Annotated in this window: 17 protein-coding genes and 1 pseudogene; 17 read left to right on the top strand and 1 reads right to left on the bottom strand. The window is 34.1% G+C overall.

The window, feature by feature from the left end:
- Positions 1-13: 13 nt before the first annotated feature.
- From pglZ to TTHE_RS14305, 15 genes are all read left to right on the top strand, one after another.
- Entirely contained in the window at positions 14-2,575 is a 2,562-nt protein-coding gene (gene pglZ / locus TTHE_RS02550; RefSeq protein ID WP_013297044.1) for a BREX-1 system phosphatase PglZ type A, read from the top strand.
- A 14-nt stretch (positions 2,576-2,589) separates the two neighbouring features.
- Positions 2,590-4,620 (top strand): protease Lon-related BREX system protein BrxL, encoded by a 2,031-nt coding sequence (brxL, locus tag TTHE_RS02555; protein WP_013297045.1) that lies wholly within the window; start codon positions 2,590-2,592, stop codon positions 4,618-4,620.
- Positions 4,621-4,677: 57 nt separating this feature from the next.
- Entirely contained in the window at positions 4,678-5,688 is a 1,011-nt protein-coding gene (locus tag TTHE_RS02560) for a PDDEXK family nuclease (RefSeq protein WP_013297046.1), read from the top strand.
- A 116-nt stretch (positions 5,689-5,804) separates the two neighbouring features.
- The gene (locus TTHE_RS02565) at positions 5,805-6,680 is read left to right on the top strand and encodes an ADP-ribosylglycohydrolase family protein (protein ID WP_013297047.1); all 876 of its coding nucleotides are present in this window, start codon (positions 5,805-5,807) and stop codon (positions 6,678-6,680) included.
- Between the two features lie 137 nt (positions 6,681-6,817).
- Positions 6,818-6,943, top strand: a complete 126-nt coding sequence (locus tag TTHE_RS14770; RefSeq protein WP_257789815.1) for a hypothetical protein — start codon at positions 6,818-6,820, stop codon at positions 6,941-6,943.
- A 332-nt stretch (positions 6,944-7,275) separates the two neighbouring features.
- Positions 7,276-7,665, top strand: coding sequence for a helix-turn-helix domain-containing protein (locus tag TTHE_RS02575; protein WP_013297048.1), 390 nt, complete (start codon positions 7,276-7,278; stop codon positions 7,663-7,665).
- Positions 7,659-8,459: an ImmA/IrrE family metallo-endopeptidase gene (locus TTHE_RS02580; RefSeq protein WP_231292707.1), complete on the top strand. Its 801-nt coding sequence runs from the start codon at positions 7,659-7,661 to the stop codon at positions 8,457-8,459. Before TTHE_RS02575 ends, TTHE_RS02580 begins: the two co-directional genes overlap by 7 nt.
- Position 8,460: 1 nt before the next feature.
- Positions 8,461-9,054: a PIN domain-containing protein gene (locus TTHE_RS02585; protein WP_013297050.1), complete on the top strand. Its 594-nt coding sequence runs from the start codon at positions 8,461-8,463 to the stop codon at positions 9,052-9,054.
- Between the two features lie 519 nt (positions 9,055-9,573).
- Positions 9,574-9,849: a hypothetical protein gene (locus TTHE_RS02590; RefSeq protein WP_223814660.1), complete on the top strand. Its 276-nt coding sequence runs from the start codon at positions 9,574-9,576 to the stop codon at positions 9,847-9,849.
- Between the two features lie 187 nt (positions 9,850-10,036).
- Positions 10,037-10,411 (top strand): helix-turn-helix domain-containing protein, encoded by a 375-nt coding sequence (locus TTHE_RS02595; RefSeq protein WP_013297052.1) that lies wholly within the window; start codon positions 10,037-10,039, stop codon positions 10,409-10,411.
- Between the two features lie 13 nt (positions 10,412-10,424).
- Positions 10,425-11,219 (top strand): ImmA/IrrE family metallo-endopeptidase, encoded by a 795-nt coding sequence (locus tag TTHE_RS02600; RefSeq protein ID WP_013297053.1) that lies wholly within the window; start codon positions 10,425-10,427, stop codon positions 11,217-11,219.
- The gene (locus TTHE_RS02605) at positions 11,216-12,085 is read left to right on the top strand and encodes a hypothetical protein (RefSeq protein WP_013297054.1); all 870 of its coding nucleotides are present in this window, start codon (positions 11,216-11,218) and stop codon (positions 12,083-12,085) included. The genes TTHE_RS02600 and TTHE_RS02605 overlap by 4 nt, the downstream gene beginning before the upstream one ends.
- A gap of 557 nt (positions 12,086-12,642) precedes the next feature.
- Entirely contained in the window at positions 12,643-12,792 is a 150-nt protein-coding gene (locus TTHE_RS14295) for a hypothetical protein (protein ID WP_196793649.1), read from the top strand.
- A 78-nt stretch (positions 12,793-12,870) separates the two neighbouring features.
- A complete protein-coding gene (locus tag TTHE_RS14300; RefSeq protein WP_196793650.1) occupies positions 12,871-13,236 on the top strand; it encodes a TnsA endonuclease N-terminal domain-containing protein in 366 nt (121 codons plus the stop codon).
- Positions 13,217-13,477: a TnsA endonuclease C-terminal domain-containing protein gene (locus tag TTHE_RS14305; protein WP_041587417.1), complete on the top strand. Its 261-nt coding sequence runs from the start codon at positions 13,217-13,219 to the stop codon at positions 13,475-13,477. The genes TTHE_RS14300 and TTHE_RS14305 overlap by 20 nt, the downstream gene beginning before the upstream one ends.
- Positions 13,478-13,813: 336 nt before the next feature.
- Here TTHE_RS14305 and TTHE_RS14965 read toward each other — a convergent pair.
- A pseudogene (locus tag TTHE_RS14965) lies at positions 13,814-14,318 on the bottom strand (helix-turn-helix domain-containing protein); the annotation flags it as partial.
- A gap of 562 nt (positions 14,319-14,880) precedes the next feature.
- On the opposite strand from TTHE_RS14965, the gene TTHE_RS02630 reads away from it, so the two are divergent.
- The gene (locus TTHE_RS02630) at positions 14,881-15,120 is read left to right on the top strand and encodes a hypothetical protein (RefSeq protein ID WP_013297056.1); all 240 of its coding nucleotides are present in this window, start codon (positions 14,881-14,883) and stop codon (positions 15,118-15,120) included.
- A 654-nt stretch (positions 15,121-15,774) separates the two neighbouring features.
- Positions 15,775-16,635, top strand: coding sequence for an HDOD domain-containing protein (locus TTHE_RS02635; RefSeq protein WP_013297057.1), 861 nt, complete (start codon positions 15,775-15,777; stop codon positions 16,633-16,635).

Here is a 16,635-nt window from a genome sequence, read left to right on the forward strand (position 1 = left end):
AGAGTGTGATATTATGGATTTAGCTCAGATAAAAACGCTTCTTGAAGATACGTTTAGTAAGGAATTAAGCGAAGGCAAGAAACGCCATATCGTTTTCTGGTATGACGATGATGGGGAATTCAAGGAAGATATAGATGAACTAAATCTTGAAAATGCAAAGATAATTAAATTAAGTAAAAACAATTATTTTTATGTTAAGTATCAATTGGAGAAGGTGGATACAAATTCCAACTACCTTATCTATGCTCCCTTTGAGAAACCGTCCCCAAAAGAGAACTACTTATTGGATGTATTAAAATATAGTATGGAATTTTCTACCGACAAGGCTGCTGTCATCATGAGAGACTTGAATATTTCAGATGATAGTTTAAAAATCGTGTTTAGAAAATATATAAAATTCTTTAACAACAAAGACAGATATAAGATTTTTAAAGGATATGAAATAGAAAGGTATACAGAGGAAACAGTGGATGTGGCTGTTCTGTCGGCATTGTGCAGACTGCCTTATCCAGATTTTGATGAATGTTTAAGAGTACTTTTGATGGAAGAAGATTTAAAAAACAACAAGTACATCGAGGCTATCGAAAAGTTTGGAAGATTAGACGTACTGTGGAAACTTGCTGATAAGTACTATGGATATAATGATAAGGAACCTACCCTCGAAAAACTGGCCGTATTCATGCTGGTTACAAATGTTGCATATTCCCTTAATGGTGAAATACCTGAAACATGGAGAAAATATGTTTCTTCAAGAAAGGCTGACTGTGTGGTATTCTTGAGCAACTTCATGAACCACTCTCTTTACTCCGCTTTCTATGACAGGTTGGCAAACAGTATGGAAGAGAAACTGAAAGTACGTGAATATATTGATAACTGGGAGATGGAGGACTATATCAACTGTGATACTTTCAAAGCCTTTGACGAAGCAATCATAAAGAAAATTAAAGAGCAACTGCTTATCAGTATAGGAGAATTTGAAAGGTACAGAGATATTATTCAGGCCAGGAGGACAAAGCACTGGTATAATTTGTTTAAATCTGAGTATGAGTGTATTTACTGGGCTATCGAGTTATTTGACTGCTGGAAGAATATAAGCCAGAACATGCGACAGTATACTCCTTTAGAATTTATTGAAAGATATACAGAGCAGTATTATAGACTGGATACTGCCTACAGAAAATTCTATGCTTCTTTCGATAGGATACAAAACAAGGAATTGTTGATGGAATTAAAGGAGAAGGTTGAGAATACCTATGTCAACGGATACCTGAACATACTTTCCATCAAGTGGTCTGATAGCCTAGAAACTTTAAATGGGAACTGGAAAATTCCTGGCATGGTTATGCAGAAAGATTTTTATAGTACCTACATAAAACCATTTGAAAGCCGTGGTGAAAGAGTATTTGTTGTTATTTCAGATGCGCTCCGTTATGAGGCTGCCAGGGAGTTTTGCGATATGCTCAATAAAGAAAGGAAAGGGTCTTGTGATATTGTATTCATGCAGGGCAGTATACCATCCAGTACTAACATTGGCATGGCAGCCCTTTTACCCCATAAGGCCATTACAATAGATGAGGATTATAAGGTATATGTGGACGGTATATCTTCAGAGGGAACGGATAACAGAAACAAAATTCTAAATAATTACAGTCAGGAATCCATAGCAATACAGTATGAGGATGTAATTGAGATGAAGCGGGATGACTTCCGCAAAACCTTCGGAGGAAAAGATTTAATCTATATTTACCACAACACCATCGATGCCAGAGGTGACCATGCTCAGACCGAAAGGGAAGTTTTTGATGCGGTAGAAGAAGCCTTTGAAGAATTAAAGGTGCTGATAAATAATCTTGTAAATAATGTTACGGCAACCAATATCATTATTACAGCCGACCACGGATTTATATATAAACGTGGAGATCTTATAGAAAGTGATAAGGTGGCAAAAGGTTCTATCGAAGATGCCTATGAAAATAGACGGTTTGTATTGAGTACAAAGCCTTTGGAGCTGGAAGGAACCTTAACCTTTAGCATGGAGTACTTACTTGGACCCGATACCAACCTTAACTTTATAACTCCAAGAGGAGTAAACAGGTTTAAAGTGCAGGGTGCTGGGGCCAACTATGTACATGGTGGTACATCCCTGCAGGAGATTATTATTCCTGTAGTCATATTTAAGAATGACAGGAGCAAGAGCAGTAAAAATGAAGTGAAGAAAGTTGATGTAAAACTCACAAGCATTACGAGGAAAATAACCAACACTATATCGTATTTGGAATTCTTCCAGACCGAGAAAATAGAGGATAAGCGTATACCATTGAGGCTTAAAGTGTACTTTGTAGATGAGGATGGTAACCGCATATCCAATGAAAATATAATTATTGCCGATAGCAAGTCTGAAACTTATGAGGACAGAAGTTTCAGGGAGAAATTTGTATTAAAGAACAGAAAGTATGATAAAACCAAGAAATATTATCTTATTATGGAAGATGAAGAGGAAACGGTAGAAAAGATATATGATAAGATACCGTTTATTATAGATATAGCAATATCCAATGATGACTTTGGGTTTTAAGGCGGGGGAAACATATGGATGAATTAAGCAAAAAACTAAATAAATATTTTGCTGGCAGGGTTGTAAGAAAGGACTTAACAAAAAAGATAAAAGAAGGAGCAAATGTACCCGTATATGTCCTTGAATACCTTTTGGGCATGTATTGTGCAACAGATGATGAAGAAGGTATAGCCGAAGGCGTTGAAACTGTAAAAAGGATTCTGGCTGAAAATTATGTGCGTCCCGATGAAGCAGAGAAGGTAAAATCTAAGATAAGGGAAATAGGAAAGTATACTGTTATTGACAAGGTTAGTGTAAAACTCAATGAAAAGAAGGACGTATACGAGGCCGAGTTTTCAAATTTGGGCATAAAGGGTGTGGCCATATCCCCGACATATGTAAAACAATACGAAAAACTCCTGTGTGGCGGCATATGGTGCATCATAAAGATGGACTACTATTATGATGAAGAGGCTAAAGGTGTAAGCCCATTCAATATCAGCAGCCTGACTCCTATCCAGATGCCCAATCTGGACATGGAGGAGATTTTCAACGGAAGAAAGTATTTTACAAAAGATGAATGGATAGATATTCTGCTCAGGTCCATAGGGATGGAACCTACAAGATTCGAAAATAGTGTAAAGTGGCATCTTCTGGCGAGGATGATACCCCTGGTAGAGAACAACTACAATCTCTGTGAACTGGGGCCAAGGGGTACGGGCAAATCCCATGTTTATAAGGAGATTTCTCCAAACAGCATCTTGGTGTCGGGTGGGCAGACGACAGTAGCAAACCTATTCTACAATATGGCTTCAAGGCAGATAGGCCTTGTGGGGCTTTGGGATTGTGTGGCTTTTGACGAGGTAGCAGGCATAACATTTAAAGACAAAGATGGAATTCAGATAATGAAGGATTACATGGCTTCGGGCTCTTTTGCCAGAGGGAAGGAAGAAAAGAATGCTTCTGCCTCTATGGTATTTGTGGGGAATATCAATCAGAGTGTGGATGTCTTACTTAAAACATCCCATCTCTTTGACCCGTTCCCGGAGGCAATGGCAAATGATACTGCATTTTTTGACAGGATGCATTATTACATACCTGGATGGGAGATACCCAAAATGCGTCCAGAATTCTTTACAGATGAATACGGTTTTATTACAGACTACGTATCAGAGTTTATGAGGGAGATGAGGAAGAGGTCATTCTCTGATGCATTGGATAAGTTCTTTAAACTGGGCAACAACTTAAATCAGAGAGATGTTATTGCAGTAAGAAAAACAGTTTCAGGGCTTGTAAAACTCATATATCCTAACGGTGAGTTTACAAGGGACGACATTGAAGAAATACTGCGTTATGCATTGGTAGGAAGAAGGCGTGTTAAAGAGCAGTTGAAAAAAATCGGCGGTATGGAGTTTTATGATGTCCACTTCTCATATATAGATAATGAAACAATGAATGAGGAATTTGTGTCGGTTCCCGAACAGGGTGGTGGCAAAATAATCCCTGAAGGTATGGGAAAACCTGGGCACCTTTATACCGTTGCCAGAGGGAAATCAGGCATGATAGGGGCTTATAAGATTGAAACACAGGTTATATCAGGTACTGGTAAATTTGAAAGGACAGGCCTTGGCTCTGACAGAGAGGCAAAAGAAAGTATCGAGACAGCCTTCAGATACTTCAGGGCAAACAGTAAAAATGTAAGTGGAAGTATAAGTGTTACCACAAAGGATTATTTGATGCATGTACAGGATATACATGGAGTGGGCATGACACGTGAACTTGCATTGGCAGCCTTTGTTGCCCTATGTTCAGGGGCATTGGGTAAGCCACCACAGAGCCAGTTGGTTGTTCTGGGTTCACTCAGCATAGGTGGCACAATTATTAAGGTTGAGGAATTGGCAAATGTGCTGCAGGTATGTTTTGATTCGGGTGCCAAGAGGGTGCTTCTTCCCATGGCATCTGCGGTGGATATTCCAACCGTTCCGCCTGAACTATTTGCAAAGTTTCAGATTTCATTCTACCAGAGTCCAGAGGATGCTGTATTTAAGGCACTTGGGGTAGAGTAGTTTGAGTTAAAGTTTACAAAGAACTATCTGCCTGTATTGTGTAAGGAGTGAAAAAGGATGTTAATCCCGATAAGTATAGAAGAACATAAAATTAATACTAGTGATATTGAGATTAGCAATTCTACTTTTAAAGATTTGAAGTTAAAGGAAGAGCATATAGAAGAGTTTCTCAGGAAAAATATTGAGGTTATATTCAGTGAAGAAGAAAGTCTTTTAATAGTAGGACAGCAAGTTAACAATAAAGAAAAAGGACGAAGTGATTTAACTGCAATAGATGAAAATGGGAATATTGTTCTTATAGAGATAAAAAGAGATGCTGATGATATAAAGAACAGAAAAGAAGCATTTGAATTCCAGGCAATTAGGTACGCAGCAAGTTATGCAAAAATAAAGTCACCAGATGTTTTAGTTAATAAAATATTCTCAAAATATATTGAAAAGCATAAAGACGAATTTGATTTGGGCGATTTAACACCTGCTGAGAAAGGGAAAAGAATAATAAATGACTTTCTAATAAGCAATAATTCTTTAAAAACCTTTAATCAAAAGCAAAGAATAATATTAATTTCGTCATCATTTGATACTCAGACATTATCTGCTGTGGCTTGGTTAATATCAAATAATGTTGATATCAGTTGCTTTAGTATTATACCGTTAAAGATAAACGACCAGGTGTTTTTACAGGTTGATAGGATTCTTCCCCTTTCAAGCATAGAAGATTTCTATGTAAATATTGAGGATAAAGAAGAAGTTGAAATGGGGAAAAACTCTACTGAAATTAGCAGGACCAATCTTCCCAGAATACCTAAATTGTTTGAATGGGGTTTGCTAAAAAAAGGTGATAAGTTGTATATAAGAAATCATGATAAGGAAACATCAATGGCTGAAGTTATTGACCAAAGATTTGTTAACTACAAAGGCAACAAAATTACTTATAATCAGTGGGGGCAAGATGTAACGGGATGGTCGTCGATATGCATTTATGAATGGGCAGTAAAATTGGATTGTGATAAAACTTTAGACAGCCTAAGGAGGGAGAAACTTCAAGAGATTGAGAGCAAAGAATAGTTGTATGTATAAGAAAGTGAAGTTAACGATTAAGAGATATTACAAATACTTATATTACCACAAGAAATAAAAAATATATGTAAATTGGACAAGTAGAGTGTTAGGAAGTGTATTTCATGGATAGATATGAACGAATACTTGGAGGACTTTTTGGCGTTGCCTGCGGAGATGCTCTCGGCGGAACGCTGGAATTCATGCCAAAGGATGAGATTGAAAGGAAATATGGATATCTAAAAGATATTATAGGTGGAGGCTGTTGGGATTTAGCACCTGGAGAAGTGACGGATGATACAATGATGACTATTGCTGTGGCAGAAGGCATCCTGGACAACCCGCAGAATCCTATTGAAGATATCGGAAAACACTTTATTGAATGGTATGATAGTAAACCCAAGGACATAGGCAACATTATCCGGATTGCACTTGGAGAATATAAGCGAAGTAATGACTGGATGAAAACTGCCTTCTACGCCCATCAGGCAACAGGTGGCATGAGTGCTGGAAATGGTTCACTTATGAGGTGCTTACCAGTTGCGTTATATTATAATGGCGCTGAAAAAATGCTGGAGATAACTGCTTCACAAAGCCTGCTTACTCATCATGACCAAAAAGCAACGGATGCCTGCCAGTTTTATAATCTGTTAGTTTACCAGTATCTAAATAATAAGGCAAAAATACCACCTATTAGGGAATATATTGAAAAGTATCCAGAATATAAGCAGGTATTCCAGTTATCAAAAGATGAATTGAAGCCAACGGGATATGTGTTTGATACCTTGATATGTGCATTATGGTGTTTTATTAACACTTATTCCTTCGAGGATGCTGTATGTGAAGCAGCTAACCTTGGAGGAGATGCGGACACTATAGCAGCAATTACAGGAGGAATGGCTGGGGTGTACTATGGCTATGATGCTATTCCCGATAGGTGGAAGGAAAAGATATTGGTAAAAGACCAGTTAATTTCTATTGCACAACGGATTTTAATTTAAAAGGGTAATTCCGTCTACCAGCCCAGCAAAAGCCATACGATTCAAAGATAAGTTAGACCAGTGGAAGGTTGTTTTATCGTATTTAGGACTTATTGATGATAGCCAGTAAGCATTTATGGAAAAGGAGATATGACAATATGAATAAGGTTATAATTGAATGTAATGATCTTATTGATAAGTATGGATTAAATGAGGAAAACATTTTAAAACAGTTGCATTCAATGAACATAGAAAAAGGAGCAGAGGATTTTGTTATTATGTAATATGACGACTCACATTACACTCTGATTGGCGAAATTAAGGGCAATCAGGTAGTTTTAACTAAATATAATAAAAGTAATCGCTTTTAAAGAAATGGATAACTCAGATATTTTTGAATTTATCAAGGAACAAAGTGATTAGGATTAAAAAATAAGGCTTTGTGGATAGGGTTGTCTATCCTGCAAGGCCTTATTTTATTAGAATCTGGGTATCTCGGATTTTACTTTTTCCATGAAAATTCTTTATAAGTAATAAAATATTACATAAACAGATAAAATATTGACACAAACCCGTTATTGATGTAATATAATATTACAAAAAGGAGGGATTAAATATGTCGAAGGAGATTTCTATCGGACTAAAAATAAAGGCTATTAGAGAAGCAAGAGGATTAAGCCAGATTGAAGTAGTAGAAAGACTTGCCGAAAAGGATATTAACATTAGCAGGGAAACATTAAGCAAAATAGAAAACGGTAACAGGACCGTATCGGCCGTGGAGTTAAATGCTCTATGTAAGGTTTTAAATATAGATATAAACATTCTTTTTGAAGATGAAGAAGACGATGATTTAGTTACACTATTCAGGAAGAAAAATTTTTCAGAGAAAACCGTTGAAGAAGTTGAGAAACTTCAGGATATGATAAAGATGTTCATTTACCAAAAGAAAATATATAATGGAGAGTTTAAACCACAAAAGAGAAAGCCACTGTGGGAGGAGTGTTAAGATTGCAAAAGAATAATTTAAATCTCCCAGGAGAATCCTTCAGACTGCAAATCAAAGATTTGGCAGAAGAAGTAAGAATAAAATTTGCAAGGAAAGGGCTTTCCGATATATTTGATATTCTTTCAGAGGCTGCATTTTTAATAAGAAAGCCATTGGATACTGACGAGTTATCAGGATTTAGTACCTATTTTGAGGGACAGTTTATTGTCTATTTAAACAGCAATTTTACTTTGGGACATGAACGCTATACTGGTGCTCATGAACTATACCATCTTATTTATAATGCTGATATCCTGAAAAAAGAAAAAATCCTTTTGGATGATGAAAAGCATAAAGCGGAAGATACGAAAGCGGATGTATTTGCTTCCGAATTTTTAATGCCTGAGGACTATGTGAAAGAAGTATTTTATAAAATTGTTAATGTAGATAAAGATAGTGTTTTACCAAGGCATATCATTAGAATGCACAATTATTTTAAAGTAAGTTATAAGGCGATGTTAAAAAGGCTTATCCAACTTAATTTATGTTCTATTGACAAGTATGAGGAACTAGTAGACATCTGTTCACTGGGAAATACGGAATTACTCCAATCTTTAACCATAAGAGAAGGTTACAGTATAGACTTGATAACTCCATCAAAAGAAACATATGTGTCAAAAGAATATATCGAGTTTATAAAAACCAACTACGAAAGAGGGAATATTTCATACAAGAACATGAAAACCAGCCTTGAATTTATCGGACTGGCTCCTGAACAATTCGGATATGAGTATCCCTTGGAAGAGGACTATTAACATGAGATATTCAGGAGCCATATCTGATGCTGATATCCTGATTAATTTAGCCAGGGTTAACAGATTGGACATTTTAGAACTTTTATTTAAAGAAATCATCATTCCTCAATTTGTATATGACATTGAAATAAAGAAAAATGCAGGAAGATATTATGGTTTGATTAACGAAGCAATTCATAAGGACGGAAGTATATTTAAGATTGTAGATAGGAAGAAAGACATATCTATAAACATACTTGCTAGAGACATCATCGAAGATAAGAAAAAGGTAATCGGTCCAGGAGAAAGTGAATGCGCAGGATATGCCCAGGCGTTGAGAATTCCAATAATAATATCAGATAATTACACTGAATTTAAGTGGCTGGATGAGTTTATTACCCTTACACACAATAATATTCTGGCTTTATGTGTGTATTTTGGTGAGATTACAAAAAACGAAGCAGAAGATATTTTTAATAATATTAATAGCAAATTGACTCATCCAACTAAAGATACATTTGAAGACCAATATGAGAAATCCATAAGAAGGTTTGAGAGAAACGGTTGGGAAGGATATTTGGGCATAAAAAAGGCACGCATATGTAAAAAGGAATAAGGGTTAAAAGAATTAGGTTAGATGGAAGTAGTAATTGTTAGAATGTAATTGTGTTCTTCTGTAATATGCGCTACAATACCGTTATTATTTAGGGAGTAGCAATATGACTAATATCCAAAATATAAGGTTCACTATACGCCTAATGGGAAGCAAATTGGGTATAAGGGGACTCATTTAAAGGCATTTGGATAGATGTCCTTTACCAAGCAGTATCTTGATTCTGTGAAGGAAAACAGGAAGGACTTTCGAAGGACAAAGTGGACTGTTCGGGAACTAAAAAACTAAGACGAAGTCCCGAAACTGCGGAAAGCATTAAGGGAGGGAGGGCTTATAATATGCTTTTAAAAGCGGAAGAAATTTATTTGAAATTTAATGAAGAAAGTATTGAGATTAATATTCCTAAGAAATTGCTATTGCCATTGCTGCAGCAAGTAAATAGACTATGAAATATTAAAGTGTGAGGAAGAAATTATAAATAATTTTGCTATTCATGAAAATATCAGTAATACAAAGATGATAATGGCCAAATTACTTATCTTAATGGCCGAACCATATGGTAAAAGGAAAATCATATTTGAAACAAGTATAGCAGAATTTCTGGTATTGTGGGACTTAGTATATTGCAATTATTCCATGCTGCACTTGAAAACAAAGATGAAGCCCCGCATTCTAAAAGTATACAAAGAATTTTACGATGAAATTGAAAGCATCTATGAAATGTTAGAGCAGGACGAAATAAAAGTATACTGGGATTATATTAAGAATTACAAAATGAAAGGTTGCATTCTTCATTAAGCAATAGAAAAAAGGCATTAGCAGGAATTAAATTCTGCCAATGCTTTTTCTTATTATTAGACTTAGTCCGAATGAAGACAGAAAATTTTACAACTCAAAAAGTAAACCCAAGGATTTGTAAAAATATTTTTTACAAACCATATCTTTTTTACATTTTTGGTGTATAATAAAGTAGGAGGTGTAAAAAATGAGCATGGAATTATTATTTGAAAATAGAAAACTAATTGGCAAAAATATATTGAATATCATTAAAGACAACGGATATACAAAGTCTTCCTTCTCAAGACTTACTAATATTTCAAGACCTACTTTGGATAAATTAATTAAAGGAGAAGTCGACAGCCTTGCTACATTCAAAACCCATATTCAAAAGATTTTGGACAGCCAGAATATGGATGAAAAACAACTACTAAACTATGTTCCAAAGTACAAGGTAAAAAAGGAACTTGTTTTTGCGATGTCTGACAATGCTCCAGAGAATCATGCCATGAGTCCTAAGGCTCAAGAAATGTTTGGTATTTTAGAGGACATAGTTCATATGTGTGAACTGTATTACAATTAAGAAGGTGTAGATTATGTCGGAATTAATAACGAGCAAGAACCTTGAACAGGTTATTGAAAAAAATAAACTGATTAAAGATGATATATTAAGATTAACAAATGATTTTACAGTCAGATTTAATAAGTCGGGAGTAACGGGGCAGGATAAACTGTCTTTTTCGGTATTAAAAGAGAATCATTTAATCCAGATTCCCATTGATGATGAATATTGGGGCGGGGCTATTATTACAAAGGGAAGTATTAAAATACCAGTTATCAATACAGCCCAGCCCCGTGTCTATCAATATTTTGTTGCATGGCATGAAATATATCATTTGTTCTATGACCTCAGTTTAAGGGATGAGACCCATAATATTGCTGTTGATATGGATTTAAATGAAAGAAGAGCAGATTATTTTGCCGCAAAGATGATTTTTGGCAATGTGTACGATTACTACTATTCGCTAGACGATGAAGATTTTATCGACAGAGTCATAAAATGCATGGATGTATATAAGGCACCATATAAGGCAGTACTGATAGAAATATTTGAAGAAGCCGTTACAAAATATAATGATTTGGATTTAAAAGAAAAAATTCTTGAGCATTTTGATAATAAACCTGATGACTTAGTGCAGAAATTTATAGATTTGGAATTGGATGCAGAGTTAGTAAAACCCTCATATATTATAAGTTTAGGTGGATTGGAGAAGAAAATACAAAGTGTTATGAAAGTAAACCCAGATGTCTCCTATCATAAAGATAACTATCAGTTTCTACTCACGCTAAAGAGTAAAATTAAAAAAGCAGTGGAGGGGCTTGCCAAATGAAAGGAGAAAGAATAAATAACTTAAAAAAATACCTTTCCATGGGCAAGTCTCTCAAAATTTGTATCCTGGATAATAACTCTGTTGAATTTTTGACATGGGTACGCAAGAGCGTCAGCCATGAAAAGATATTTAGCCAGTATGATATTATTTTTATCCCTCAATGGGTATGGGTTGAGGCCTGTGATAGTGATAATAGAAAAAGTTACATAAATGATTTAAAACATTATTCGAAGGTCAAAATTATAGATGAAGTTGATTATTTAACATTGGTGGATTACAAAGAAGCAGAATTATACTATCTGTTTTTGTATTGCTGCTACAATGTGAGCAGGCTTGTTAGTTTTATCAAGAAAAACATCTTAAAAAATAGGCCTGTAGAGGATTTAGTCCCTTATGAGGAATGGCTTAGCGTGTTTTATGAAGAGGGACTAGACCAAAGAAAACTTTCAAACGGAAGAATTCAGAAGAAGAATGCAGGAGAGATATCTATTGCCGTTTTAAGTTATATCCTTTCCTATTATTTCAGTGGAAGCATTGATATTATAACTATCTTCAGCAGTGACAGGGATACCTATGAATTTGTTTCTAAGGCTAAAGAAATGCTTTATAGAGATGAGCGATTTAAAGACAGGAGCAATACTTCCATAACTTTCAAATCGAATGACTTTTTGATTTATGAATGGACAAGGCTTGGGTATATAAACGAAGAAAATATTGATGCTTTTGTGGACAGTTACAGGCAGACGAGGAGAATAAAATTTACGAGAAAAAAACAGGATAATTCAATTGAGGAGCAAGACAAATCGATAGATAATGCCGCATTTTTAGAGATGTTAAAGGACAGCACGATACATTTAATCTTTTGAATATACTGAACTATAGTAAAAAGGTTTTAGTAGATTTTAAGCCTGCCAAAACCTTTTTCTCATAACTTTACTATATCTTTTCTTTATTAAATATAGATTGAACTTTTACAGTAAAGGAAAAAAGTATAATAAGGGATATACCTAGTAAAGAGCCCGTAATAAAGCGGATAAACATATTTTCTGTAATAATGGTAAATAGTAACAAAAACATGCTCATGAGAATTACCAGTTTTATAGTCAAAAAAACACTATGCCTCATAAAATACCTCCTTATGTTGGTTACACAGAATTTTATCCGACTACTGCATATTATTTCAAGTCAGATTTTACGTTTAAAATAAAGTCGGTCCATGATATAATAATATAAATATAGCAGATGGTGGTTAAATGCCATTGACACAGACATCTAATAAAAGATGTCCTAGAGTCAGTGGTATTTTTTATTTTGAAATTTAGGAGTTTAGGGATAAGGTTTAAGGCATAAGGGATGTTACGATTATACTAATCCTTGATTCCTAAACCCTAGTCTCTAATCCCTAACATGTGGAGGTGATTGCATGGCTAAAAGAAATATCAATTGGGATGAAGATAAATTAAAAAAATGGATACAGGAAGGGCGTGGACAGGGGGAAGGCAAAGAATATAAACCCTGGCTTACTGTCCAGGACTTCCCTTCTAAAGGAAGGGTTACACGTATATTTGGATAGAAAACAAAAAGAACACATCACTTTTTCACGGATACAGAGACAAGATATTTTTATCTGCTTGAATGGGAAGATGATGTATTGGATATCAGGGAGCACTATCCTTTATTTAACTGTGAAGAAGTAATACAAAATAAGGCTGGTTTAAACTTCGACTTATTTAAAGACAAAGATACAGGAACGCCATACATTTTATCTACATCATTTTTAATAACCTTAAAAAAAACAGATGGCAAAATAGCATATGTTGCCAGAAGTCTTAAAGCGGATTGTGAACTTGAGCGGAAGACGGCATTAGAAAGGTTGGAAATAGAGAGGAGATATTGGCAGAGCCAAAATATTGATTGGGCAATAGTAACACAAAAAGAGATTCCAGTGGTTAAAGCAAAGAATATAGAATGGATTCACTCATCCTTATTTCCTGCTGATGAAAGAGGATTTACTTGACTATTACTGTAATGCTTTCATTGAGAAATTAGCAGGAAGTAATACATCGATTAGAAATTTCACTATCAAATTTGACAGGCTGTTTAATTTGGATACAGGGACAGGGGTATACATATTCAAGCGTTTAATTGCCCTTAAAAGGATAATGGTGGACATGGATAAAAAAATCGACCTTAATGATTCGACCCAAAGTATAAAAATTGTACAACAAAGTTTGCTAAAGAGGGTGGGAGTACTTTGATTGCAGTAAATACACTAATTAAGTGGGCGCAGGATAATGCTAAAGAAAGCGTGGAAAGGATTTTGTGGCTTAATTGTTAAACAGCAAGATATCACATCCTGAAAAATTAAGATTAATTAAGCTGACTTATCATAAAAAGTATAAAGATTAAACAATCACTAAACAGGGTTTTTACTTAAAAATTCACATTATACAATCTATAAGATCATATTATTCTAAAATATCATATACATATAGCTTTAAGTATATACATTTTTGGGATTTACGCTTTTTGGGTAAATGCCATCTTGAATGTATTTTCTCCCCCGGATTAAACTGGGAGAAAGTTGTTTTAAAGTATAGACCCATGGATACATCAGATTGCCAGCAATCATTAGGATACTCCATTTCAAAAGCTTTCCTGTCTTTTATGTTCAATGTTGATGTAGAAATTTTAGTTTTGCATAGATTCTTTGAACTGTAGATAGGGATACCTTGTCAAGCTCAATAAACTTTTTAGCTAAAAGTTCCTGATAGATTGACTTAGCTGATCTTCTTGGATTATCAAGTTTTAGATTCTTAATATAGGCTTTAACATCATCAGTTAAAACTCTTGAAGCACCTTTGTCGCATCTACTTTTAGGATATAAACCTTCAAATCCATATTTTCTGTAACAGTAAAGCCATGTCTTAATTGTATTAGGCGAGAATTCTCTTTTACCTAATGAAGGCACATCATAAACTTTAGAAGTAATAACCTACATATATTCTTTTGCGTTTCCTGAGTGTAATTTTCATTGATAAGCGGTGCTATCAAAGAAAATTTAAAGTAAGCAATTTTTTGTTTAACATCATTATCCATGTCTAAAAACCTCCTCAATTTGATTATCAGTATTATTGACTGGATAATGATGGTACATTCACAAAGGTTATGTGGTGAAATAAAATGCGTCGATAAAGACACCCCTGCAGTAATAACCATGCCTGTACAATTTACCTTTGTAAGTGCAATTAGGGCATCCAGATGGTGCATCTATGTACAAATATGATTCATTTTCGATATATTCATGTATATTTTTAACTGGAAAGGCTATAATTATCGTTATGATACCTTTCTTGGGGTGGTAATTAATTTTACCGCCCCATTATTTTTCTATAATTGTAGGGAAGATTAACCAATCTTATACATGAATATGAAAATTAATTAACTTTATATAATGGATAAGGTTAAATTATTTTGCTTTTTATAGTGCTTTTTATATTGAAATAATTTGCTGCATAACAATTTATGGTTCATTTCTATATAAGAAAAGTTTTTAAGCTATATCATAATAATTCAATGCAATTATGGTAGAAATTCATACCTGCTAGTAGTATACTAGTAGCATATTATAAATTAAATTATAGGAAGGAGTTTTTGAGAAATGAAATATGTTCTATTGACAACGATATTTTTGGTTGTATTAGGTTTGATTGTAGGTTTAATTGTTCATGGCTTAAAGAAAGGGGCTTCAGGTTTTAAGATAATGCTTTTAGGGTTAAACATTACTTTGTTCGGAGGAATAATTGCAGTTGACCCTAATTCTAATCTTGGTGGTATTGAATATTTAATAGCGCTTTCAGGCTTATTAATTTCTATTATAGGTCTTGAGAAAAAGGATTAACTTCAATTAAGCGGTCTTTTTATACATTATGGTGAAATAAGTAAGGTATATTAGTTTTATCTGAATATGCTCTTATGGAGGGCAGGTAAGGCTTCCGTTTATAGGCGGATTAATGTGCCTAATCAGAATTTTTTCCCTCAATATACATAAGAAGAATACAAAAGAGGTAACTGCACTACGATTGTAAGCAGGGGCTTGGAAGATAGCATTAATTTAAATTACAGTAGTTCTTTGTTGATACAGATGACGAAGAAGAAGTATATGTAAAAAGAAGATTTATGAGGTAGTTTTATATTATGAAAATGAAAAAGAAAAATTAGCATTTAAATCTTATTTAGAAAGTAATCAGAATATTGTTGAATCATACATAACTGAAACCAATAAGGTATTACAGTTTCAGCAAGAGAGCGGTTATTACGATATATTTATTGAGAATTTAAAAATATTGAGTGATTCATATAAAGAGTATTTTGAAAGACTCCAGACGTGATAGCGATAAGGCAATACGCTATGGTTGAGATGAATTCTTAGTTATCTTTGAAAACTGTAAGAGTGCAAAGGTGAATAATAAAAAAGATTTTATTTTAAACAAAATAAACAGGAATCACTATAAGTATAAACATTGAAATACAGAGTTGCTAAGGAGGACTATAAATGCAAAATCATCCAATTATTAAACTAATTCAGGAATCAAATTACTTGCCCAAAATACCAAAGGCATTTGGAGAAATCCTAAATATGTTATTAAAACCTTGTGAGTTTAATATAGATGAATGCATTGAGAAGTTTTCCAATATTCCAGAACTAGAATCAACCTTAATACAAATATTAAATTATAATTCAAAATTAAACCGTGAAATATTATCATTAAAAGATGCAGTTTTGTATTTAGGTGCTAAAAATACTAGAATTATTGCTATCGCATATATAACTAGATTATTATTGCCAAATAGAAATGGAAGGGCAAAGATATTCAATAATGAAATATACTGGAAGCATTGTATTGGTACTTCCATTGCTAGTTATATGATTGCAGCCGAGACTTGTCTATGTGATAAGGACAAAATGTTTACCTATGGATTAATTCATGATATTGGTGTAACGGTTTTAGACATTTGTTTGCCAGAACATTTAGATAAAATTCATACATTACAATTAAAAGGATTGCATCAAATAGCAGCAGGAAAGATTGTATTAAGTGGACTGACCCATGCAGAAATCGGAATGTGGATATGTAAAGAGTGGGGGTTACCGGAAGAAATTGCAGAAATTGTAGGATATCATCATACTCCATTCATAAACAGTCAAGTTAGCAATGAAGTAAGGCTAATGTATCTGGCAGATTCTATAAGTACCAATTATTATGAAAAGTTATTAGGGAATAAAACAACTTTTATTTATTCGGATAGGACAAGTGAGCTGTTAAATATTTCAGAAGCATTCATAGAGGATATAGCGAAAAAACTGCCAAAAGAAGTAGATAAGGTAAATCGTATTATAGACTTTAAATTCTAA

Origin of the sequence: Thermoanaerobacterium thermosaccharolyticum DSM 571 (assembly GCF_000145615.1) — a bacterium.
GTDB classification, from domain to species: Bacteria; Bacillota; Thermoanaerobacteria; order Thermoanaerobacterales; family Thermoanaerobacteraceae; genus Thermoanaerobacterium; species Thermoanaerobacterium thermosaccharolyticum.